Annotated in this window: 23 protein-coding genes; 4 read left to right on the top strand and 19 right to left on the bottom strand. The window is 38.9% G+C overall.

Annotation, left to right across the window (positions count from 1 at the left end):
- Positions 1–51: 51 nt before the first annotated feature.
- The 14 genes from atpG to E7276_RS04900 all read right to left on the bottom strand — a co-directional run bounded on the left by atpG (position 52) and on the right by E7276_RS04900 (position 11,532).
- Complete coding sequence (gene atpG / locus E7276_RS04965) at positions 52–918, bottom strand: ATP synthase F1 subunit gamma (protein WP_294214493.1); 867 nt, start codon at positions 916–918, stop codon at positions 52–54.
- A gap of 15 nt (positions 919–933) precedes the next feature.
- A complete protein-coding gene (gene atpA, locus E7276_RS04960; protein ID WP_294214490.1) occupies positions 934–2,439 on the bottom strand; it encodes a F0F1 ATP synthase subunit alpha in 1,506 nt (501 codons plus the stop codon).
- Positions 2,436–3,002 carry an ATP synthase F1 subunit delta gene (atpH, locus tag E7276_RS04955; protein ID WP_294214487.1) on the bottom strand — a complete coding sequence of 189 codons (567 nt, stop codon included), beginning with the start codon at positions 3,000–3,002 and terminating at the stop codon, positions 2,436–2,438. The genes atpA and atpH overlap by 4 nt, the downstream gene beginning before the upstream one ends.
- Positions 2,990–3,505 carry a F0F1 ATP synthase subunit B gene (atpF, locus tag E7276_RS04950; RefSeq protein WP_294214484.1) on the bottom strand — a complete coding sequence of 172 codons (516 nt, stop codon included), beginning with the start codon at positions 3,503–3,505 and terminating at the stop codon, positions 2,990–2,992. The genes atpH and atpF overlap by 13 nt, the downstream gene beginning before the upstream one ends.
- A gap of 164 nt (positions 3,506–3,669) precedes the next feature.
- The gene (gene atpE / locus E7276_RS04945) at positions 3,670–3,927 is read right to left on the bottom strand and encodes an ATP synthase F0 subunit C (RefSeq protein ID WP_015550578.1); all 258 of its coding nucleotides are present in this window, start codon (positions 3,925–3,927) and stop codon (positions 3,670–3,672) included.
- A gap of 27 nt (positions 3,928–3,954) precedes the next feature.
- Positions 3,955–4,683, bottom strand: coding sequence for a F0F1 ATP synthase subunit A (gene atpB, locus E7276_RS04940; protein ID WP_294214482.1), 729 nt, complete (start codon positions 4,681–4,683; stop codon positions 3,955–3,957).
- A gap of 21 nt (positions 4,684–4,704) precedes the next feature.
- Positions 4,705–5,106: a hypothetical protein gene (locus tag E7276_RS04935; RefSeq protein WP_294214479.1), complete on the bottom strand. Its 402-nt coding sequence runs from the start codon at positions 5,104–5,106 to the stop codon at positions 4,705–4,707.
- Positions 5,099–5,395, bottom strand: coding sequence for an AtpZ/AtpI family protein (locus E7276_RS04930; protein WP_294214666.1), 297 nt, complete (start codon positions 5,393–5,395; stop codon positions 5,099–5,101). Before E7276_RS04930 ends, E7276_RS04935 begins: the two co-directional genes overlap by 8 nt.
- A 30-nt stretch (positions 5,396–5,425) precedes the next feature.
- Positions 5,426–5,911: a deoxycytidylate deaminase gene (locus E7276_RS04925; protein WP_294214477.1), complete on the bottom strand. Its 486-nt coding sequence runs from the start codon at positions 5,909–5,911 to the stop codon at positions 5,426–5,428.
- Between the two features lie 112 nt (positions 5,912–6,023).
- Positions 6,024–6,476 (bottom strand): arsenate reductase/protein-tyrosine-phosphatase family protein, encoded by a 453-nt coding sequence (locus E7276_RS04920; protein ID WP_294214474.1) that lies wholly within the window; start codon positions 6,474–6,476, stop codon positions 6,024–6,026.
- Positions 6,477–6,496: 20 nt separating this feature from the next.
- Complete coding sequence (locus E7276_RS04915; protein ID WP_294214472.1) at positions 6,497–7,558, bottom strand: L-threonylcarbamoyladenylate synthase; 1,062 nt, start codon at positions 7,556–7,558, stop codon at positions 6,497–6,499.
- A 106-nt stretch (positions 7,559–7,664) separates the two neighbouring features.
- On the bottom strand, positions 7,665–9,431 hold the full coding sequence (locus E7276_RS04910) for a glycosyl hydrolase family 18 protein (protein ID WP_294214470.1): 1,767 nt from the start codon (positions 9,429–9,431) through the stop codon (positions 7,665–7,667).
- 213 nt (positions 9,432–9,644) lie between these two features.
- Entirely contained in the window at positions 9,645–10,256 is a 612-nt protein-coding gene (locus E7276_RS04905; RefSeq protein WP_294214467.1) for a hypothetical protein, read from the bottom strand.
- Positions 10,234–11,532, bottom strand: coding sequence for a serine/threonine protein kinase (locus E7276_RS04900; RefSeq protein ID WP_294214464.1), 1,299 nt, complete (start codon positions 11,530–11,532; stop codon positions 10,234–10,236). The genes E7276_RS04905 and E7276_RS04900 overlap by 23 nt, the downstream gene beginning before the upstream one ends.
- A 245-nt stretch (positions 11,533–11,777) precedes the next feature.
- Between E7276_RS04900 and E7276_RS04895 the strand changes: the two genes are divergently transcribed.
- Entirely contained in the window at positions 11,778–12,527 is a 750-nt protein-coding gene (locus E7276_RS04895; RefSeq protein WP_294214461.1) for an adaptor protein MecA, read from the top strand.
- A 226-nt stretch (positions 12,528–12,753) separates the two neighbouring features.
- On the opposite strand, the gene E7276_RS04890 is transcribed toward E7276_RS04895, so the two are convergent.
- The gene (locus E7276_RS04890; RefSeq protein ID WP_294214459.1) at positions 12,754–12,924 is read right to left on the bottom strand and encodes a DUF362 domain-containing protein; all 171 of its coding nucleotides are present in this window, start codon (positions 12,922–12,924) and stop codon (positions 12,754–12,756) included.
- Between the two features lie 343 nt (positions 12,925–13,267).
- On the opposite strand from E7276_RS04890, the gene E7276_RS04885 reads away from it, so the two are divergent.
- Together E7276_RS04885 and E7276_RS04880 are read left to right on the top strand one after the other, a co-directional pair.
- Positions 13,268–13,474 carry a DUF1858 domain-containing protein gene (locus E7276_RS04885; RefSeq protein ID WP_015550586.1) on the top strand — a complete coding sequence of 69 codons (207 nt, stop codon included), beginning with the start codon at positions 13,268–13,270 and terminating at the stop codon, positions 13,472–13,474.
- Positions 13,475–13,684: 210 nt separating this feature from the next.
- Entirely contained in the window at positions 13,685–15,001 is a 1,317-nt protein-coding gene (locus tag E7276_RS04880; protein ID WP_294214449.1) for an IS4 family transposase, read from the top strand.
- A 170-nt stretch (positions 15,002–15,171) separates the two neighbouring features.
- On the opposite strand, the gene E7276_RS04875 is transcribed toward E7276_RS04880, so the two are convergent.
- The 4 genes from E7276_RS04875 to E7276_RS04860 all read right to left on the bottom strand — a co-directional run bounded on the left by E7276_RS04875 (position 15,172) and on the right by E7276_RS04860 (position 21,155).
- Entirely contained in the window at positions 15,172–16,479 is a 1,308-nt protein-coding gene (locus E7276_RS04875; RefSeq protein ID WP_294214446.1) for a zinc ribbon domain-containing protein, read from the bottom strand.
- 823 nt (positions 16,480–17,302) lie between these two features.
- On the bottom strand, positions 17,303–18,652 hold the full coding sequence (gene dnaB / locus E7276_RS04870) for a replicative DNA helicase (protein WP_330598924.1): 1,350 nt from the start codon (positions 18,650–18,652) through the stop codon (positions 17,303–17,305).
- Between the two features lie 2 nt (positions 18,653–18,654).
- A complete protein-coding gene (gene rplI, locus E7276_RS04865) occupies positions 18,655–19,101 on the bottom strand; it encodes a 50S ribosomal protein L9 (protein WP_294214444.1) in 447 nt (148 codons plus the stop codon).
- Positions 19,098–21,155, bottom strand: a complete 2,058-nt coding sequence (locus tag E7276_RS04860; protein ID WP_294214442.1) for a DHH family phosphoesterase — start codon at positions 21,153–21,155, stop codon at positions 19,098–19,100. The genes rplI and E7276_RS04860 overlap by 4 nt, the downstream gene beginning before the upstream one ends.
- A gap of 215 nt (positions 21,156–21,370) precedes the next feature.
- On the opposite strand from E7276_RS04860, the gene E7276_RS04855 reads away from it, so the two are divergent.
- On the top strand, positions 21,371–21,972 hold a 602-nt coding region (locus tag E7276_RS04855; RefSeq protein WP_294214439.1), incomplete at its 3' end, for an ABC transporter ATP-binding protein.

Here is a 21,972-nt window from a genome sequence, read left to right as displayed (position 1 = left end):
TTGCCTGCGGCAAGGATGTGCTGTAATCAACAGTTTCTCTGAAACTATTGATTAGCTTAAAGCCTCTGCACCAGCGATAATCTCGGTCAATTCCTGAGTAATTGATCCCTGGCGGGCACGATTGTATTTTAATGATAGATCACTAATAATTTCCTCAGCGTTGTTTGTTGCTGAATCCATTGCTTGCATTCTGGCACCATTTTCTGAGGCAACAGCCTCTACTAATGCACCATATACAAGAGAAGTTACGTATTTAGGAACGATAAGGTCAAGAGCTTCCTCTTCGTTTGGCTCAAAATTCATAAGAGCCTCTGGACCGGCACTCTTTACTGCCTCAACATCCTCTTCAGCAACCTCTGCTGGAAGTAGCTTCATAAGCTTTGGAATTTGGCTAACTGTGTTTTTGAAGTGAGTATAAACAAGGTAAATCTGCCCGATATCCCCACTTGCATATGCTTCAAGGACATCCTTGCAGATAGCCATTGCATCTGCATAGGTAGGTGCCTCCATTACTGGAGAATAATCCTTCTCAATTGTATATCCCTTATGAGAAAGGCTTTCACCGCCCTTATGTCCTATAACGTAAAGCTTTACATCCTCAGGCTTCATATCAGAACCAGTTATCTGTTTTACAACGTTGGAGTTGTAACCACCTGCAAGACCGCGGTTAGAAGTAATGACGATAACGCCAATTTTTTCTGAACCATTGTCTCTAAGGTATTTATTGTTAACTGCTCCTGCCTTAGCAAGCATACTACAAATCGTGTTGTACATAGCGTTGAAGTATGGTGTAGTCTGCTCTGCCTTGGTACGAGCCTTCTGGAGCTTTACTGTAGATACAAGCTTCATGGCCTTAGTGATCTGCTGAGTGCTACTAACACTCTGTTTTCTTCTTTTTATGTCTCTCATTGAGGCCATAACAGATCACCCTCCTTACTTGTAGCTCTTTTTACACTCCTCGATAGCCTTAATTAGCTTCTGTTCCATATCGTCCTCAAGAACCTTAGTTGTTCTAATAGCCTCTGGAACCTCTGGATATTTAGTATCAACTAAATCAAACAATGCCTTTTCGAAAGCCTGAATATCTGCTGTTGGAATATCAAGAAGATATTTCTTTGTAGCAGCGTAGATAATCATAATCTGATACTCTACAGGCATTGGAGCATACTGTGGCTGCTTAAGCATCTCTTTGATTCTCTCACCTTGTGCAAGCTTTTCAGCTGTATCAGCATCAAGCTCTGAACCAAACTGTGCAAAAGCTGCAAGCTCTCTGTACTGAGCAAGCTCAACACGGATAGGAGCTGCGATTTTCTTCATAGCCTTAATCTGAGCAGAACCACCTACACGGGATACTGAAAGACCTGCGTTAACGGCTGGTCTGAAACCTGCGTTGAAAGCTTCTGTCTCAAGATAAATCTGACCATCAGTAATTGAGATAACGTTTGTAGGAATGTATGCAGATACATCGCCTGCCTGTGTCTCAATGATAGGTAATGCTGTAAGTGAGCCACCGCCCAGCTTATCAGAAAGTCTAGCTGCACGCTCAAGAAGTCTTGAGTGTAAGTAGAATACATCACCTGGGTAAGCCTCACGTCCTGGTGGACGGCGAAGAAGTAATGAGAGTGTACGGTATGCAGTAGCATGCTTACTCAAATCATCATAAATGATGAGTACGTCCTCTCCATTCTCCATCCACTCTTCACCGATAGCGCATCCTGAGTAAGGAGCGATATACTGAAGTGGTGCAAGCTCTGATGCTGTAGCTGCAACTACTGTTGTCCATGCCATAGCACCATATTCTTCTAATGTTTTAACAAGGGCTGCAACTGTAGAAGCCTTCTGGCCAATTGCAACGTAAATACATTTTACGCCCTGTCCCTTTTGATTGATAATTGTATCAATAGCGATAGCAGTTTTACCTGTCTGTCTATCACCGATAATAAGCTCACGCTGTCCACGTCCGATAGGAATCATGGAATCGATAGCTTTAATACCTGTCTGCAGCGGAGTATCTACGGATTTACGCGAAATAACACCTGATGCTACACGCTCAATTGGACGGAATTTAGAGGAATCAATAGGTCCCTTTCCATCAATAGGCTGTCCAAGTGCATTTACTACACGTCCTAACATTGCATTTCCAACAGGAACCTCAACAACACGACCAGTAGTCTTTACTGTATCGCCTTCGTTGATATTCTTATCGTTTCCTAAAAGAACACAACCAACATTGTCTTCCTCAAGGTTTAAGACCATGCCGTAAACTTCACCAGGGAACTCAAGGAGCTCACCCTGCATAGCGTTCTGTAATCCGTGAATACGTGCAATTCCATCAGCAACCTGAATAACAGTACCTACGTCTGCCACGTCAAGCTGCGCTGCATAGCGTTTCATTTGCTCTTTAATAACCGAGCTAATTTCTTCTGGTTTTAAATTCATGGAGCGCATTCACCTACTTTCAATTGAATATTTGATAACTCGTGTGACAATTTATTAATCTGAGTTTTGATTGAACTATCAACAACTCTATCTTTAATGCGAATTACCATACCCCCGATTAATTCAGGGTCTACTGTATAGTTCATTATAAATGAGCTATAGTCGGTAGTTTGAAGTAAACGCTTCTCAACATCTGCCTTCTGTGTGTCTGTAAGTTCCATTGGTGTGGAAACAGTTGCACGTCCAATTTTTTTGTACTCATAGACCTTTTCTATAAAGTAATTAAAAACTGAAACGGCATCCTTTATATGATCCTTTTCCTCAAGCATTCTGAGGAGTCCTACCAATTCATCACTTACTCTACCTTTGAAAACATCGTCGATAATTTGAAGCTTCTCTTCTTTATTGATCTTTGGATGATTCATCATTTGAGAAAAGCCGTCGTTATTTTGAATTACGTCAATAATTCCTTCTGCTTCGCTTAAGAAAGCATCGACCTTTCCTGTTTCCACGGCTAGCTCAAACAACGCGTCACCATATACGTTTGAGACTAATTTAGCCATGTGCTTTCACCCATTTCCTTAAGTGTTTGCTCTACTAAGGTACTCTGAATAGTTGTATCAATGTTTGCTGCAACAACCTTCTGTGCCATAACAGCTGCAACAGAGATCATTTCCTGTTTAACATCATCAGCAACCTTCTTCTTTTCAAGCTCAGCCTCTTCGTTAGCTCTTGCAACGATGGCTGCTGCTTCTGCCTTAGCGTCGCTTACAATCTTGGTTTCATTCTTCAAGGCCTTTTGTCTTGCTTCACTCAAGATGGCATCTCTTTCTTTGTTGATGTCCTTGAGCTTTGCTTCGTACTCTGCCTTTAGCTTTTCCGCCTCTTCCTTATCATTCTTTGCATCTGCAATATCCTTTGCAATGCCATCTTTTCTATCCTGCAAAAGCTTTCTTGCTGGATTAAATAAAAGATTAGACATTATAAGGAATAGGAAGAATACTGCAATGGCTAAAAGTACAGCATCGTTAAGCAATTGTAAGTCCAAGTCAAACAGTCTTTCCAACTTTTAGCCCTCCTTTATATTTTTTCTTCCTAGCTATTAACCATGGTTAAAATGAAGTATATGAAAACTTCATTTTAATCTGGCTTTCAGCCAGACTACTTTTTTGTAAACATGTTTTCAAAAAAGCATCCTTATACGGATAATAAAAATCTTGATGATTTTTATTATCCTACCAATGGCTGTACAAAGAGTAACAGAAGGGCGATAACCAAACCGTAAAGACCTGTTGTCTCGGCAACGGCCTGACCAAGTAACATAGTAGACATGATCTGTCCCTGTGCTCCTGGGTTACGTCCTACAGCTGCTGCACCATGACCAGCTGCAATACCTTGGCCAATACCAGGTCCAATACCTGCGATAACTGCAAGACCAGCACCAATTGCTGAACAAGCCTTAATTAAATCTGTACCTGAAATGTTCATAAATCTTTTCCTCCTAAAAGTAATTTTTTAAGAATCTCCATAACTCTGGGTTATGTATGTCATAGTCAACATACAAAATACGTAGGTCTGGATTGCACCTGAGAAAATATCAAAGTATACATGCAATGCTGCAGGCCATACTAAGGCGAACTTTCCTAGCAATCCATATACAAGACCCATAATGATTGTTCCTGAAAGAACGTTTGCAAATAAACGTAGTGACATTGAAATAGGCACCGCAATATCTGAAATTACGTTAATTGGCATCCAAATTGGCAACCAAGGTGGTAATGGAGAACATTTGTCAATCCAAATATCCTTAGCAGATTGATGCCTTACCTTTACTACATGAATGCAAACAAAGGTAATTAATGCAAGAGCCAGTGTTGTACCATAATCGGCTGTTGGTGGTCTTAGGCCAACCAAACCAGATAGATTCGATACCAAGATAAAACAGAATATGGTACATATCCAGTTTGCAAACACTGGTGCGTGCTTACCCATACTTCCTTCCACTATATTATCCAAAAATCCAACTATCAACTCAAGGATACTCTGGAAGGTATCAGGAACTTCAGTGGCTCGTTTTAACTTGCGGTTGGCAATTATAGAAAACAATACCAACGACAGCCAAACGATTAGGATGCAGACGTGGGAAGTGGTTATCCATACTTCCTGACCAAACAGCTTATATGAGAACAAGCCCTTTATCATGTCCACAGTATCGCTTGAGGCCAGTAAAATTCCTTCTGTCACACTTTCACCTCCTTTATTAATTTATTCAGATTTCAAAAATCTTTTGAAAGCCTTTATTAGCAAAGGCTGTGCATATGCACTAACCTTAAGCCCGAGTATACCGATGATTGCTGTGAACATATTGCCCAGCTTGAAATAAGTCATCGTTATCATAATTGCGCATAAAACCAAATAGCGCATTACAGATTTGAAGGACAGATATTTTTCATGTCCTTTGCCAATTCTCACTGATTCTTCAATAATCATGGCAATGTGAATAGCCATACCACAAGCGCAAGCTATTCCTATAAATAGTCCTGTTGTATATCTAATTTTGTCTGTGACAAACCAAACTCCTACGAGTTCAACTATTACACCATACAAAACTATTCCGAAAACCAAGCCCGGTAAGGCCTGATTGAGTCGTTTCATCCATTTAATCATTTTTGATTTTTTGGCCTTGTTTTGCCTCTTCCTCTAATCTTCTAGCTCGTTGACCTGGACTTTCCTGATTCTTCAAATATTTTTTGAAGGATCGGTAGGCCCCATTAAATGCAGCCACTATGCCAATCAACATTCCCCCGATTAAAAATCCATCACTGTCTACGTCAAACAATTTAGCTAGTAAGCCGCCTGCTATCATACATAGAAAAATGGGCACTATGACATTTAATCCCAATTGGAGCACCATTATCAGTGCATTTCCAATATCGTTTGTCCTTCTTTTGTCCATCACAGCTTGCTCCTATTTGACCTTTTAAATTTATAGTGTAAATGAAATCTCCCTACCAGTATGCTCATACTGATGGAACTCTACACCGGCAGCTCTAAGCATTCTCTTAGATGCAATAACCGATGGTGTGTTTTCATATTTATCGCTATCATAAATGATAGTCTTGATGCCAGACTGAATAATAGCCTTAGCACATTCATTACATGGAAAAAGTGATACATACAGTTTTGAGCCTTCAAGTGAACCACCTCTGTAGTTCAAAATTGCATTAAGCTCACTGTGTGTTGTATAGAAATATTTATTCTCCAGAGGGTCTCCTACTCTTGCCCAAGGAAACTCGTCATCTGAACAACCATTTGGAAAACCATTGTAGCCCATGGAAAGAATCTTATTGTCCTGGCTAACAATACAAGCTCCAACCTGTGTATTTGGGTCTTTAGATCTCATACCCGATAATACTGCAACGCCCATAAAGTACTCATCCCAGCTAATGTAATCAAGTCTCTTATCACTCATGGTCTTCTCCTCCAATACCTGTGTGTGTATATATAGGTTTAATCGCTATAATGCAATTAAATCTGACCTTCAGCCAGACTACTTTCTTGGATTCTTCAAGAAAGTATCCTTTTTATGCCTCTAATACCCTCATTAACTTCTCAATTGATGCCTTTAAGACTTCATAGCACAGACCGTATGTCTGTACCGAACCACCGTAAGGATCCATCACCTCAAGCTCGTCCCCTACAAGCTCGTTTAGCAGGCGCGTATTCTCTTCGGTAGCGTTTGCATATTCACTTAATATCTTTTGCCTTCCGGTCTCCTCCATCGTAATGACCAGTGTGTTATCGGAAAAATCCGATTCAACTAATTGTTTGGAGGAGTAATCCTTTAGCTCTATGCCATTGCTAATTAAAACTGCCTCGGCCTTTTGATTCAAAGGCTCTGGAAACTGGACAATTAAGCCCCTGGCCTCACAAATAATCGGCCGCTCATGAGCAGTGGCATGAAAAATCGCCGTTGCCATGGGGGCTCTGGAGGTTCCGCTTCCCGAAGCAAATATAACTCTATTAATATTTTTCATTCCTTATTCTCCAAAACAGGCTAAACCTCTATGGTCTTTTGGCCTGCCGCTTTTAGTAATCTATTCATGATTGCCTGTCCCATCTGAGGAGTGGAAAAGCTTTCTGAATATATCACATCTACCCCTAGCTCATCAAATCTTCTGAGTATATCGTAGAGGTTGTGGGCAATACTTTTTTCGTCTGCCCTGTCACCTATAACTAAAATCTGACCCTGATCATATCTGTCCGCTGTAACAGATGTGGCAATAATACCAACCTTCAAGTCAGATGCTATAGCCTGTGCTGTTAATTCGTTAATCTTTGAAACAACATCGTCCTCGTCACCAGAAACGATTGTCAAATCGCCCTTTGGTGCATAATGCTTGTAGCGCATACCCGGTGCCTTTGGTCTGGCTCCACTGGTGGTGCCCTTGTCATTATAGACAATGCCCGGATCCATTCTGACCTCACCAACTACTTCTCTAAGCATGTCCATGTTGATGAATCCTGGTCTAAGTATAGTAACAACGTCTTCGGTTAAATCTACAATCGTGGACTCCAGTCCTATGTCAACTGGTCCACCGTCTAAGATACAATCTATTTTCCCTGATAAATCCTCATAGACATGGCTAGCCTTTGTAGGGCTAGGTCTGCCTGATGTATTTGCACTAGGTGCGGCAATCATACATCCGCTTTCGTTAATAAGTGCTAGCGCAACTGGATTGTTTGGCATTCTAACCGCTACTGTATCAAGTCCTCCTGTCGTCTCGTATGGTATAACCTGATTTTTGTTACAAACCATTGTAAGCGGTCCTGGCCAAAACGCATCTGCAAGTAGTTTTGCTGTCTTAGGTAAATTCTCTGTAATTGCTTCTAGTTGTTCGTATCTAGCTATATGTACAATTAAAGGGTTATCCGATGGACGACCCTTTGCTGCATATATCTTGCGCGAGGCCTCCATGTCCGTTGCGTCTCCTCCCAGTCCATAAACTGTTTCCGTTGGGAATGCAACCAACCCACCATTTTTTAGTATCTCGGAAGCCTCTCTGATATAATCAATATTTATTGGCTCCTCAGAAACATCCATAATCTTAGTAATCATACTCAAAATTATAACACTTTTCCTATAGAACACAATATTTTTAGAATGTCTAAACCCTTGTAAAATGGGCAAAAACTATGATTTTTCTGTGTCTTTTGTGTAAATCTTAAAGATATTTTGCAATAACATTCCAAGCTGCTGAATTGTCGAAGCCTTTCTTCCAGAAGGCGCCTCCAGCCAATCCGTAGTTATCCATTACCTTGAGTTTTTCTTCAAGTGAAGTTTCATCCTCTACCCATACCTTGTATGTAATGTCACCTTCTACAAACTCAACGTAATTCTGTCCGTACTCTTCATTCCATTCTGCAGTAACTTCATGATTATTAAGGAATTTCTGTATTCCATCAAATCCATATGCTTCGCTGTCAAGTACAGTTCCCTCAGCTGAAGTCTTCCATACTCTGCAATAGAATGGCATTGCCATAATGACCTGTTCTGCTGGAACGCTGTTTAATGTATTTTTAACTGCTTCCTCAACCCAGCTGATAGATGCTACCGAGCCTGCTTCTTCGCTGTTTCCTGCATGCTCATCATATGCCATTACAACTACATAATCTGCATATTTAGCCTGCTCCTCAAGGTTGTAGAATGCGTTGTATTCTGCTGGTGCATGATTATCTACTGATAAAATAATGTCGTTTTTCTCACATTTGATTGAAAGCTCTTTTATAAATTCAATGAATCCATCTCCACCGCCAAGAGCCTCAAAATCAATATTAACTCCATCAAGTCCGTAAGTAATTGCTTGAGCAATGATATTGTTTACAAGCTTATCTCGTGAAGAAGTTGTATTTAAAACCGTATCTGCATCAACCTCTGCGCTATCAACATTTGTTACTAATCCCCAAACCTGAACATTGGCAGCATGGCAAACGCTGACATAATTTGAGCTTGCTACTGATGAAATATTTCCTTGGTTATCGCTCAGTCTAAACCAGGTTGGCGAAATAACATCAATATTTCCAGAATCAGCAAGAACTGTAGCTATATTAGCATTTCCGTCCTGAGACAACATCTGGTGCCATAATAATGAGATATCGCTTCCAGCATTGATGTGGTTATAGGTTCTCTCTGGAAGTGTGGCCTCAACTGTTGTGGCTTCAGGCTCTGAGAATCTCTTGTTCTGAATGTAGCCCATAACACCCTTTTCAGATACTACAAAGCTCCAATCCTCATCCTCAGTTGCTCTGATTACATTGAGCTCCTCGCCCTTTTCTACATCCTCAAGAATAGCGCTCTTTTTACCATTGAGAATTCTGATGGCTGTATCTTTTTTAGCTGTAGCAACCTGCTTTTCATAACCTGCTGTTTCAATAATAATTCTATCTGGGTCTTCAAAAATAGTACTTTGGAAGTCAGATAATAAATGAAGATACTCAAGAGAAACATATACGTAATCCCCTTTTGCCACAAGTGCAGGGGCAGACAAAGAATTATAGCTTTTATCAATCGAATAATCAGCACTGCCAAGCGTTGCTGTATAAATCTCCGTATCAGTAGCATAACGCAATGTAATTTCTGTTGAATCATATACATATCCATCATCAATATTGCCTTTTATAAAATTGAGTTCTAAATATACTGTTCCATCTTCCTTGATAGCATTTGCATAAGGCAAATCTACACCTGATTCATCAACAGATTTCTTGTAGTCTCCATTTAATACAACAGCAACCTCGCTATCATGAGTGTTGGTAAAGAATTCAGTAAGCTCAACATGTTCATTTGTAAACGAGTATTTTTTATAACCAACAATGCCTACTAAAACAACAGTAAACAATATTGCTATTGCTGCTATATAAACATATCCTCTAGGTATATAACTTTTCTTTCTTCTTCTATAATTTCTATTTCTCTGGCGACTTTGGCTCATAATCATTGTCTCCCTTCGTTATTACGCTAAAAGTATAGCAAATCACCCTTTTAAATTCCACTTTTCAAATATAACAAAAAGAGGGCATTTTCTTGCCCTCTTACTACTGTTTATAAATAGAATTATTTCCTCTACTATTTCTTTTTATCTTTTTCCTATTAATTAAACGGTATTAGAATACTATTAACTGAAAAACTCTCCTTTCCGCAGCTACTATAATAATTTTTTAATTTCTTCAAATTCCGGTTCTTTTAATGAAAATGGATCATTAATTATTGGCATACTCCTAAGCTTACATCCAAAAATCTTATTAAATTCCCTTTTATTTTCCCAAGAGATATTTTTCTCATAAAAGGAAATACTACTTAAGTCATATTTGTCAATCAGCTTATTTCGGATGAATTCTTGATAATCTCTGCGACACCAAGGCATCATAGAGCCAATAACTATTTTTGTACTGCATATCTGAAATAATCTGTCATTATCCTCTGTCAGCTCACCTAAATCCACTATCACCCATGCATCTACATTAAGCATTGTTTTGACAAGTTTTTCTATGTTTTGGGAGAAAAGATAATTCACTCCCTTAAATCTGTAACAATCTACGCCTTGAAACTCAACCTGCTTTTGGCCTACTAATAAAAGCAGGTTACTGTATTTTTTCGGCTCTATATATAAGACAGGCTCTCTCAAAACTGAGCTTATATAGTTTGCTATGGTAAGCGATGTATGGCTAGCTCCAAGCCTTGACGCCACTCCAGTTACGCATATTAAATGTTTTTCTCGTTTTTTATTTCCTTTATTAAATTTTAAAATCCTTTTCATTATTGATAATTGCCTGGAATACCCTTTCTTCGTTTTTGGTCAACCTTAATGATTGTTTCACCATAGGATACATAAATATTCTTTTGCTTAAATCTTTTGCTTTTTTTATCGTTGTCAATTTGTTTGAAAAGTTATCAATAACATAAACGTTATTATCTTTTAGCCAGTCAGGATACTTTGATTCCAACTGCCAAGGCGTCCCGCTTGTTACATATATTATTAAGTCTGCTTCAATTAGGGTTTCGCCGATATCTATCCCACAGTCTAGTATTTGCACACCAACAGGAGGTTGATAATGCATAGTAGCCTCTCCATAATTCATTAGGCCACTGAAGCTTTCGTGGTATAAAATCCCTTCCTTTATTCGTGCACCACTAAGGTTCTTCCATAATTCGTTGACTGTATTCTTTTTTAAATCTTTATAGTAAGCATTAATACCTTTTTGGTTGAAAAAACGAGTCATAGCTATTGCTATGTGGGTCGTTCCAACTCCTGATACTGCGCCTACTACAGCAATTACTTTTTCAAGATGCCTTTTCTCTTTTCCATTCTCTTTACTCCCTTGCAGTTTTATCAAGCTTTGCTTCAGCTCTTTAATGTCTTTTGTTCTTTTTAATAAATTTTCGGCTGTAGCCTTCTTTATAATCCTGCTAATGCTTAAATCATCTTTTCCATAACTATTTATCTGCATGAACTCTATAACTTTTCCTACACCGTATACATCACAACGTTCATCGTAAAAGTTTCCATTCAATTGCTCCTTTGGAGCCCAGCCCGGTGTTCCAAAAACAGGGGCTGTAGACGCCTTCGACTTTTTTATAGTTATTCCAAAATCAATAAGTCTAAGCTTTCCATCCTGCATAATCACATGTTCAGGCTTCATATCTCGATATAACATCGGCTCGTTTCCTGCTGTATGCAAAATTTCTATTAGCTCACATATTTTTATTGCAAACTCAATCAACTCTTCCTTAGTGATTTTGTTGCACAATAAATACTCCCGTAAAGATAATCCGTCTATGTATTCTTCAATCAAATAATAGAACTGTTCATTTTCTTCTACTTCAAAAATGGTGGGAAACAGGGATGAATTAATCCCCTGTAAAAGATTTGCTTCGGATAGGATGCTGTTCGCATTAGGACTAGCCTTTGAAATAGCCTTAAGAATCCTAAGTGCTCCTATCTTTTTGTGCCTGACAAGAATAACTGCTGTAGCTGCTGACTGATGCAGTGTTCGAATCACTTCGTACTTGTCATCCAAATCGATATTTATCAATTATATCCGCTCCTTCCAAATATTGAAAAAAGCATCTTGCGAATAAATTTATATCACAGTAAAAATTATATTGCAAGTATTATTTTTTAATACTCACATTTTTATAACTATTTCATTTAATAAAAATTTTATACTTTTATCACCTTTTTTATAGTTACTTTCCTTTACTTTCCGATATAATATATATATAATCCATGTAAAGAAAAGCGACTATTCGCATCTATATTGATTCGGGAGGTGATTTTATGAAAATAGAAAAAATCAACGAGAACCAGATCAGATGCATTCTTTCTAGAGAAGATTTAATAAGCCGTCATATCAAACTTTCTGAGTTAGCCTATGGCTCAGCTAAGGCAAGAGAATTATTTAGAGAACTAATGGAACAGGCTTCATACCAGTACGGTTTCGAGGCCGAGGATATTCCACTAATGATAGAAGCAATTCCTCTTTCATCAGAATCAATTGTTTTACTTGTTACAAAGGTAGACAATCCTGATGAATTAGATACTCGTTTTTCTAGATTTTCAGAAGACGATGAGGATTACGATGAGGAGAGCGACGTTACAAACACTACTCCTGCCAAGCAATTCAACCAGGCTGCTGCAGATGATATTCTAAATATTTTCAACAGTCTACTTGAAAAGGCACAGGCAGCAATCGCCGCTTCACCAGAAAAGGCTGCTGAAAAAGGCTTACCTGTGGACATCACAAAGATGTTCGTATTCGAGACACTTGATGATGTTATCAAGCTTTCTTACATACTTGGAAAGTTTTACACTGGCAAAAATTCTCTATACAAGAGTCCATTTGATAATCAGTACTACTTAGTAGTGAGCAAATCAGATGATACCCCAGAGGTATACAATAAAGTTTGCAACATTCTCTCAGAGTACTCTGATCAACAAAACTTTGTAGTGGGCACAAACCAATACATGTCAGAACACTACGAAACAATAGTTAGTGGCAATGCAATTCAGTCACTTGCACAATTATAAAAGTAAAAGTCCAAGATTATTCTTGGACTTTTTTTATACGGGAAGACGCACCCATTATGATTGCCTTCGGCAATGGGGTGCGTCGTGGCTTTCATAAAATTAAATTCTCAAGAGTCACCTACGGGAAGACGCACCCATTTTTAATTGCCTTCGGCAATGGGGTGCGTCGTGGCAAATAAAAAAAGACTAACAGGCAAGCTGTTAGTCTTTTTGTTATTTGCTGTTATTAGCCCTGTGAAATAGCTCCTGTTGGGCAAACACCTGCACAAGTACCGCACTCAACACAAGCGCCAGCATCGATCTGGAACTGTGAATCGCCCTGTGAGATAGCTCCTACTGGACACTCAGGCTCGCATGTACCACAAGATACGCATGAATCAGAAATTACATATGCCATAATTAAAAATCCTCCTTATTTACTAAATGATATTTATTATCATCTTTTACTAGATGAGTAAATCATACACCTAAATTGTGTCTATTTCAAGAACAAAATTGTATTTTTAAAAATACCGCAAAATAGGGGCTTTAGAGGTTTCATATAACTAACTTTCGTTGATAAACCCTAACAAGAGTTTAAATTGTGTACACAAATTAGTTAGTCTATTATAACCCATCATCAATTATCTGTTTATAGATTGTGCTAAATTTAGTTGTACAAATATCGACACATCAATTGCTTATTTTGTGTAGACATGTTATCATCTGAAAAGATAAATTTTAGAAAGGAAGTAAACGTAATGGCAAGAGTTTCTAAAGCAACTATGATTGGTGAGCTTCTTCAGATCGATGCTGATGTAGCTCCTATTTTACTTAATATCGGTATGCACTGCCTTGGATGCCCATCTTCACAGATGGAAACAATCGAGGAGGCTGCTATGGTACACGGTATTGACGCTGATGACCTCGTTGAGGAGATCAACACATTCCTTGATTCAAAGGCATAAAAAAATGGGCTTCGCAAATGCGACAATGTCATTAAGTTAAGATGACTCAATTAAGATCTCTATACCAGAAATGGTATAGGGGTCTTCTTTTTTATAAATATATGTTGACATAGCAAGAGAAATATGTGGTCACTTTCGCTACTGATGTTTTTATGGTAGCGAAAGCGGCCCTTGTAATTAAGGGAAAACTTGATTACGAGGAGGTAACATATGAAACCTAAACATGTCAAAAAACTTTTAATTTCAGAGATTGAATCTACCGCTAAGAGCATGTGTAGTTATGTAATTAGTAAAGAAACTGATTTCACAAGAAATAGGAAATTACCATTCCTAACGATTATCAAATCCATTATCGGTATGGAAAGTAAAAGTCTTACAAATGAATTAATAGATATTTTCCCAAATGTTGAATCCTTGCCGTCTGCATCTGCTTTTGTTCAGCAACGACAAAAGATTAAGGCAGAAGCATTTAAAGCTATTTTTAATGGTTTTACTAATAAGTTGATGTCGGAAGATGGTAACGATATGGTAACTCTTGCGGTTGATGGTTCTGATATACAAATACCAATCAATTATGATGATAAAAGTTCGTATCATCCAGGCTCTAATGGGCAAAAGCCATATAATCTTCTGCATTTGAATGCGCTGTATGATTTAAATAAGCACATATATGCAGATGCATTAATACAGGGAAAACGAAATCTAAATGAACATTTAGCATTACAACAAATGGTAGATAAATCAAATATAGATTGTGCTCTCATCATAGCTGACAGAGGATATGAATCTTATAACAGTATGGCACATATACAGGAAAAGGGATGGTTCTTTCTAATTCGTATAAGAGATGGAATATGTGGAATAAAAGCAGGTTTTGAATTACCTGAAGAGCCTGAATATGATGTTAGTATTGAATTAAACCTCACTCGCAAGCAGACGAATGAAACAAAAAAATTGTTTAAAGACAGAAATCATTACAGGGCACTTCCTGCAACCACACCGTTTGACTATCTTCCTTCTAAATCTAGGAAAAGTGACCCTACCAGATTTTATAAGCTTAATTTTAGGCTTGTACGTTTTGAAATTAGTGATGGAATATATGAGAGTGTTGTAACAAACTTAGATTCATTGAAATATCCGCCATCAAAACTTAAAGAATTGTACGCAGAACGTTGGGGAATAGAAAGCTCATTTAGAGACTTAAAATACACAATAGGAATGCTTAATTTTCATTCAAAAAAGGTGATGTGTATTCATCAGGAAATCTATGCCCATTTGATAATGTATAACTTTGCAGAAATGATTACCTCGCACGTAGTCATTGAAAAAAAGCAAAGAAAATATACATACAAAGCGAACTTCTCAGTCGCTGCTCATGTGTGCAGACAATTTTTTCAAGGAAAAACAACATCACCTAATTTAGAAACCATTATTGCTAGAAATACAATCCCAATTAGAACTGGAAGGCACCGAGAAAGAAACCTCACAGTAAAAGTATTTCGTGGTTTCTTATATAGAGTAGCATAAAAATAATAATTTAAAAACGCTCTACTGGCAGATTTATCATCTGTCTATTTATTATGCTTAAAAATGAAAAAACGAGATTGAAGTTTATAGCTCCAATCTCGTTTTCTTTATTTTAGTCTCCACTGCAATGTTAACTTAATGACATTGCGCAAATGCGAAGCCCTTATTTTTTACTTTAATGCCTCAATTTCCTCTGAAGCTGTGTATGGATATTCATTATACTCTATATTATCTGTAATTATAGACTCGTACATTTCAGAAGCGTCAGCATATCCTTTTGAATATGTTCCAAACCAACCACCGTCATCTGAAATCTCGCTATATCCTTCGATATATGGATCTGATTCATATGAAACTTCACCATTTGTAGTCACAACATTTGAAAACTTTACAGGGAAATAAACTTCTACATCATCAATGTTTCCACCAACTGTTCCCTTGTATACAACCCAAATATTGTTACCATAATATTCCTGAGTTTTGTCACATACGATTGAACCTACATATTCTAATCCACTTATTGCATTACCATCATCATAATCACTCTCTGCATATGAGTTGATTGCATCTTCTGCAGCAGTCATTAATACATTAAGATAATCACCTGTCAATCCATCAAGGGATGTAATATACTCGCTTAATCCCTCAACTGTATAAGTCTTCTCAGACTCTGCAGGAACTTTTCCAATTGTGCCAGCCAAATTTTCTGCTACATCTGACGAAATAGAAATTGTAACTTCATCTCCGTTGCTAAGGTTTGAGCCATTCTCATATGTGAAGTTTCCTGTGCTCATCTCGTCACCTGTATACTCAAGTGAAACTGAACCATTTGGAGCTGTACCAGTAAATGTTACCTCAAGATTTGCAAATGCATCAAAAGTACCAACCTCTTCAAGGTCCTCTACTGTAACACTCTCATTACTATACTTAATATCGCATTTTACATAATCGAATAACTCATCATCGATAGACCACTTATATTTAACCTTATCACCATTGCTAAGACCAGTTGTCTTATCTAAATAAACGCTAATGCTATCATTTAAAGCCTCAACAGCTGGATAATCATCAGCCGACATACCCCAACTCTTAAGCTCCTTCTTAGCCTTGCTTGTAAGCTTAACCTTGTCACCATACTTATCTTCGATTGCTTCCCAATCAATAGAAATATAAGCTGTACCGTATCCATCGTAACCTTCGAACTCTACAGTCACATACTTATTAAGGTTGATTGTGTTTGATACCTTAACATATACACAAATTGCTGCAATAACAACTACTAAAGCTGCTACAACACCAATCTTAACCTTCATAGGTAAAGCCTTAATCTTCTCAATAGTCTCTGATTTTTTAACACCAGCGTTCATAGTATTAACTGCTGGATTCTGCTGTGGAGCAACTACCTGTACAGGCGCACCACACTTCTCGCAGAATGCCGAATTCTCAGCAACTTCTGCACCACATTTCTCACAAAACATGTCTTAATTACCTTTCTCTTTCATATATCTTTCGTTATGTCTCACCACGATGTCGCAAATCTGTTCGACATTATAACACAACCAAGACGCTACTTTCAATAAAGTCCCACTCTTTTTTCTATGTCTCCAAACACCCCGCGTATCTACACCCTGCTTGCCCCATTTTCTCCGTATAATCCCAGCCCTCCCGCCATGCCCACCAGATCCTAGGACCACCTTGGCATAACTTCGCAGGAATATCTTGTTTTCCTAATATGCAAAGACTCGCATCTTTTATTAGCATGTGTCTTTCTCATGTCTGTACAGTTTTGAAAAAGGTATTTTATGGGCGGACACCAAAAACTATATTTAGTGCAACTCAGGCTCAGGGGGAATTGGGCGATTTTGGAATGAACCTAGAAAAATAAAAGCTGGATTATCAATATATTGGCATGCGTCGCTAGGACGGCGACGCAAGTGCGACACGCGACACGATGTCGTATAAAGCACGGTGCCAATATATGATAATCCAGCTATGTGATTTTTCTTGGTGAATGTATTATGAGCCAATGCCCCCTTGAGACCTGAGTTGTACCAATTAGAACTTACTAAAATGTCCGCCCCAAAAAAATACATTTTTCAAAACAGTTCATCCATAGAAAGACACATGCGGGATGCTCCCTTTTGCATATTGGAAAACTACGATATTCGCGAAACTGTTATGCCAAGGTGGTCCTAGGATCTGGTGGGCATGGTGGGAGGGCTGGGTACACATAAAAATGGGGCAAGCACGGGAGTAAATATGTAGGGTTTATGGACATGAAAAAAGAGTAGGGACTGTGCCCTACTCGTCGTGGTTGTGATATTGGCTGCGATCGCGATTTGCGAATCGTGTGTATTCTGGGAGCCATGTAAGTTCGATGGTTCCGATTGGACCGTTACGTTGTTTAGCAACGATGATTTCTGAGACACCCTTCATTTCCGAATCGTGATTGTAGTAGTCGTCACGATAGATGAACATTACTACGTCGGCATCCTGCTCGATGGCTCCGGATTCACGCAAATCGGACATCATTGGTCGGTGGTCAGGTCTCTGCTCTACGGCTCGAGAAAGCTGTGAAAGTGCAATAACTGGCACGTTAAGCTCACGAGCTAATGCCTTGAGGGAACGAGAAATCTCTGAGATTTCCTGCTGTCTACTTTCGGATTTACCTGACCCGGTCATCAACTGTAAGTAGTCGATGATAATGATGTTTAGACCCATCTCCATCTTGAATTTACGGCATTTGCTGCGCATTTGGCTAATGGAAATACCTGGTGTATCGTCGATGATGAGCTTTGAGTTACCGATTTTGCCGGCACCTTCGATGAGGTTTTCCCAATCGGCTTCTTGTAAGTTACCGGTACGGAGCTTCTGGGCGTCTACTCTAGCTTCTAGGGCAAACATACGGTTAACCAGCTGCTCCTTTGACATTTCCAGTGAGAATATTGCTGCACACAAATTCTCACGAAGTGTAATATGCTGTGCCAAGTTAAGAACGAAGGCAGTTTTACCCATTGATGGACGGGCTGCAATAAGGATTAAGTCAGATGGCTGAAGTCCTGCAGTCTGTCGATCCAAGTCAATGAAGCCTGTAGGAATACCTGTTACAGTACCCTTTGTTTTTGAAGCCTGATCGATTTTGGCGATGGCATTCATAACTACCTGCTTGATAGGTACATAGTCAGTTTCTCCACGATTCTGAACCAAAGAAAAGATGTCCTTTTCTGTCTGATTCAAAATGGAATCAACGTCCTCTGCGCCTTCAAAGCACATGTTCTCAATATTCTGATTTACTTTTATTATGTTTCTAAGTATTGCTTTGTCTTTTACAATGTTGGCATAGTTTTTGGCATTTACAGTTGTAGGAACACCAAGGATTAATTCCTGTATGAACTCAAGTGAAGCAACCTCTGGGGCTACTCCCTTTTCCTTAAGCTTGTTCTGTAAAGTGATTTCGTCAACTGGCTGTCCTGCATTGTATAGTTCAACGATGGACTCAAAGAGAATTCCATATTGCTGATGATAGAAATCATCCTTTAATAGAATCTCGGAACACTCTACAATGGCGTCCCTGTCCATAATCATTGAACCGATTACAGATTGCTCAGCCTCTAGAGAGTTGGGCATCTGTCTGCGGATAACGTCTTCCATAATTACTGTTCTCCTACGTGCACACGAAGTGTTGCTGTAACCTTTGGGTGAAGCTTAACCTTAACTTCATATGTTCCAAGGGCTCTGATTGGGTCATCCATGACAATTTTCTTTTTGTCGATTTCTTTACCGTACTGTTTCTTAGCTGCTTCTGCAATTTCCTTTGATGAAACTGAACCGAAAGTTCTTCCGCCCTCACCTGTCTTGATTTTAGTTTCTACTTTCCATTCCTCGATTTCCTTTGAAAGTGCAACGGCTGCTTCATAGTTTTCCTGAGCGACCTTTTCGTCGTGCTTGTTCTGAAGCTTTAAATCGTTGAGAGCTGCGTTTGTAGCCTCAACACCAAGCTTCTTTTTAAATAACATATTTCTAGCGTAGCCTTCACTAACTTCTACGACTTCGCCTTTTTTTCCAAGTGATTTAACATCTGCAAGTAAAATTACTTTCATAGCTTAATTTCTCCTTCTTCTAGCATTTCATCTATTGTCTTTTCAAGGGCCTCGCGGACCTCTTCGATTGTCCTGTTCTGGACCTGAGCGCCGGCAATGTTGATGTGACCGCCACCGCCAAGTCTAGTCATAATGCTTTGAACATCAATCTCGTCGATTGAACGGGAACTGATGTAGATTTTGTCCATAAATTTAGTTAATACAAAGGATGCCTTGATACCAACTATATTAAGAAGCTCGTTTGCTGCCTGAGCGCCTACAACTGTAGGTGACTCGAGGTTGCCATCTGGCTCGCATTCTGAAATTGCAAATGCATCACGGTAAGTGGTTGCATTTCTAACGATTTCAGCACGTGCCTTGTAGGTTTCCATATTTTCACGGAGCATTTTACGTACTCGTGTAACCTCTGCGCCATTACGACGAAGGAATGCAGCGGCCTCAAAGGTACGAACACCGGTCTTTGTCATAAAGTTGTTTGTATCAATAAGGATTCCTGCATAAATACAATCTGCCTCAGTAGGTGTGATTGTAATTTTGTCTGCGAAATACTGTAAAACCTCTGCTATCATCTCTGAAGCTGATGACGCATAAGGCTCGATATAGGAAAGAATTGGATTCTCAATAATTTCCTCAACCTGTCTGTGGTGATCAATTACAACAATGTTTTTGTTCTTGTAGAGAAGTCCAGGACACTCTACGTAGCTTGGTCTATTTGTATCAACAACCATAATAAGTGTGTTGTCATTGCACAAATTAATGGCCTGCTCGCTGGTAATAAACATATCCGCTGGATATTCGTCCTTGGATGTGAAGCTCTCAACTACCGGTCTCATTGCTCCTGTAATTGTGTCAATTACGATATTAACTGGCTTGCCAATCTCACGGCCTGCACAGTAAACACCTACTGATGCGCCTAGGCAATCCGCATCTGAAAGGTTGTGACCCATAACGATGATTCTCTCACGGGTCTCCATAAGCTCTCTAAGGGCCTGAGCCTTAACTCTAGCCTTTACTCTAGTGGTACGCTCAACTTCCTTGCCGTGGGTACCATAATAAGAAACGTTCTGACCATTTTTAACAACAACCTGGCATCCGCCACGGGCAAGAGCAAGGTCGATTGCCATGTGGGCATATTGTGCCTTTTGTGTGTAGTTGTCGCTGCCAAGTCCAACACCAATACTGATTGTAATGTCCTTGTCATTTCCCATTTTGATGCTGGTAATATCTTCGACAATGGAGAATTTGTCTTTCTCAAACTGCTCTAGATATTTGTGCTGGAAAACAATAAGGTATTTATCCTTTTCGAGACGTCTAACTATTGATTCTGCCTCGCCAAAGTACTTATTTATTTTTCTATCTAAAAGTGCAAGAAGCATCGAGCGCTTTGCATTTTCTACCTGATCAAATACTTCATCATAATTGTCTACATATAAAAGGGCCATAACCATTGCCTGGTCATTAATTTTAGCCTTTGTAGCCTGAATGTCTGTCTCATCAAAAAGGATGATTGCAACTAGTCCATCTGCTGATTCATCCATATTTATAACCATATTGCCACCTGAAAGTGGTTCAGTCATATCAAGGCGCTGTAAACACGCCAAGTACTTTCTCTCGTTGTACTCTATGTGAATGTCAAAATTGTCGTCCTTTGCATGCTCGATTCCTTCACGTGTGATTTCTGGGAAAAGGCTAGTAATCGACTTGTTGTAAGTCTTGCTCTTGTCTACTAATTCACAGAACTCCTCATTCATCCACATGATTCTACCAGTGGAATCCAAAAGCACATATGGCAAACGGAACTTCTTGATAAGCTCCTTTTGAACTGTTCCATAATGAACTGCATATTCAACTATAGTGTTTTTGAATGATTTGAGATTAGCTTTGTAATAGATTATGCATATGATTCCGTAGCAGGCCACAAAAGCCGTCATAACCCCTGCGGTCTTTTTGTCAACAAAGCCAACTGCGATACAGCCTATTATAAAAATAATAAGCATATAAAGAGGAAATCTAAGATATCGTCTTAAACGATTCCTATATTTTAATGCTTCCATAGTACAATTCTCCCGAAACTATAATTTCTCCCATTCTTTGTCATTATAACATAAAACAATGTTATATAAAGTAAGTCTTTTTTCTATTACGTTAAAATAACGAAAGGCAGTTTGATTTTTTGGTTATTCTAACATTGTTCACAATTTCACCATTTTTTATAATTGGTATTAGTAAACGGGGTAACCTAAATTTATAAAAGAGAGGATATTTTATTATGGCAGACATCGTATTAAAAGACATTAACAAAAAGTATCCTAACGGCTTCCACGCTGTTAAGGATTTCAATCTTGACATTAAGGATCAGGAGTTCATCATCTTCGTAGGTCCTTCAGGTTGTGGTAAATCTACAACACTTCGTATGATCGCTGGTCTTGAGGAGATTTCTTCTGGTGACCTTCTCATCGATGGCAAGCGTATGAACGACGTAGAGCCAAAGGATAGAGATATCGCAATGGTATTCCAGAACTACGCTCTTTATCCACATATGACAGTTTACGATAACATGGCATTTGGTCTTAAGCTTAGAAAAGTACCAAAGGATGAAATCGATAAGAAGGTTCGTGAAGCTGCTAAGATTCTTGACCTTGAGAAGCTTCTTGACAGAAAGCCTAAGGCTCTTTCAGGTGGTCAGAGACAGCGTGTTGCTATGGGTCGTGCAATCGTTCGTAATCCTAAGGTATTCCTTATGGATGAGCCACTTTCAAACCTTGATGCAAAGCTTCGTGTTCAGATGAGAACAGAGATTTCTAAGCTTCATGATTCACTTGGCGCTACAATGATCTACGTTACACATGATCAGACAGAGGCTATGACACT

The organism is Pseudobutyrivibrio sp. (assembly GCF_015057185.1).
Lineage (GTDB): Bacteria > Bacillota > Clostridia > Lachnospirales > Lachnospiraceae > Pseudobutyrivibrio.
This window is presented reverse-complemented; position numbering and strand designations above follow the sequence as displayed.

What these genes read in the sequence shown, in the direction of transcription:
- atpE (WP_015550578.1), bottom strand. Translation starts at nt 3,927, where the DNA reads ATGAACATTTCAGGTACAGATTTAATTAAGGCTTGTTCAGCAATTGGT.
- dnaB (WP_330598924.1), bottom strand. Translation starts at nt 18,652, where the DNA reads ATGGAAGACGTTATCCGCAGACAGATGCCCAACTCTCTAGAGGCTGAG.
- E7276_RS04920 (WP_294214474.1), bottom strand. Translation starts at nt 6,476, where the DNA reads ATGAAAAATATTAATAGAGTTATATTTGCTTCGGGAAGCGGAACCTCC.
- E7276_RS04880 (WP_294214449.1), top strand. Translation starts at nt 13,685, where the DNA reads ATGAAACCTAAACATGTCAAAAAACTTTTAATTTCAGAGATTGAATCT.
- E7276_RS04905 (WP_294214467.1), bottom strand. Translation starts at nt 10,256, where the DNA reads ATGAAAAGGATTTTAAAATTTAATAAAGGAAATAAAAAACGAGAAAAA.
- atpA (WP_294214490.1), bottom strand. Translation starts at nt 2,439, where the DNA reads ATGAATTTAAAACCAGAAGAAATTAGCTCGGTTATTAAAGAGCAAATG.
- E7276_RS04885 (WP_015550586.1), top strand. Translation starts at nt 13,268, where the DNA reads ATGGCAAGAGTTTCTAAAGCAACTATGATTGGTGAGCTTCTTCAGATC.
- E7276_RS04915 (WP_294214472.1), bottom strand. Translation starts at nt 7,558, where the DNA reads ATGATTACTAAGATTATGGATGTTTCTGAGGAGCCAATAAATATTGAT.
- rplI (WP_294214444.1), bottom strand. Translation starts at nt 19,101, where the DNA reads ATGAAAGTAATTTTACTTGCAGATGTTAAATCACTTGGAAAAAAAGGC.
- E7276_RS04895 (WP_294214461.1), top strand. Translation starts at nt 11,778, where the DNA reads ATGAAAATAGAAAAAATCAACGAGAACCAGATCAGATGCATTCTTTCT.
- E7276_RS04925 (WP_294214477.1), bottom strand. Translation starts at nt 5,911, where the DNA reads ATGAGTGATAAGAGACTTGATTACATTAGCTGGGATGAGTACTTTATG.
- atpH (WP_294214487.1), bottom strand. Translation starts at nt 3,002, where the DNA reads ATGGCTAAATTAGTCTCAAACGTATATGGTGACGCGTTGTTTGAGCTA.
- E7276_RS04875 (WP_294214446.1), bottom strand. Translation starts at nt 16,479, where the DNA reads ATGTTTTGTGAGAAATGTGGTGCAGAAGTTGCTGAGAATTCGGCATTC.
- E7276_RS04890 (WP_294214459.1), bottom strand. Translation starts at nt 12,924, where the DNA reads ATGGCATATGTAATTTCTGATTCATGCGTATCTTGTGGTACATGCGAG.
- E7276_RS04910 (WP_294214470.1), bottom strand. Translation starts at nt 9,431, where the DNA reads ATGAGCCAAAGTCGCCAGAGAAATAGAAATTATAGAAGAAGAAAGAAA.
- E7276_RS04935 (WP_294214479.1), bottom strand. Translation starts at nt 5,106, where the DNA reads ATGATTAAATGGATGAAACGACTCAATCAGGCCTTACCGGGCTTGGTT.
- atpG (WP_294214493.1), bottom strand. Translation starts at nt 918, where the DNA reads ATGGCCTCAATGAGAGACATAAAAAGAAGAAAACAGAGTGTTAGTAGC.
- E7276_RS04930 (WP_294214666.1), bottom strand. Translation starts at nt 5,395, where the DNA reads ATGGACAAAAGAAGGACAAACGATATTGGAAATGCACTGATAATGGTG.
- E7276_RS04860 (WP_294214442.1), bottom strand. Translation starts at nt 21,155, where the DNA reads ATGGAAGCATTAAAATATAGGAATCGTTTAAGACGATATCTTAGATTT.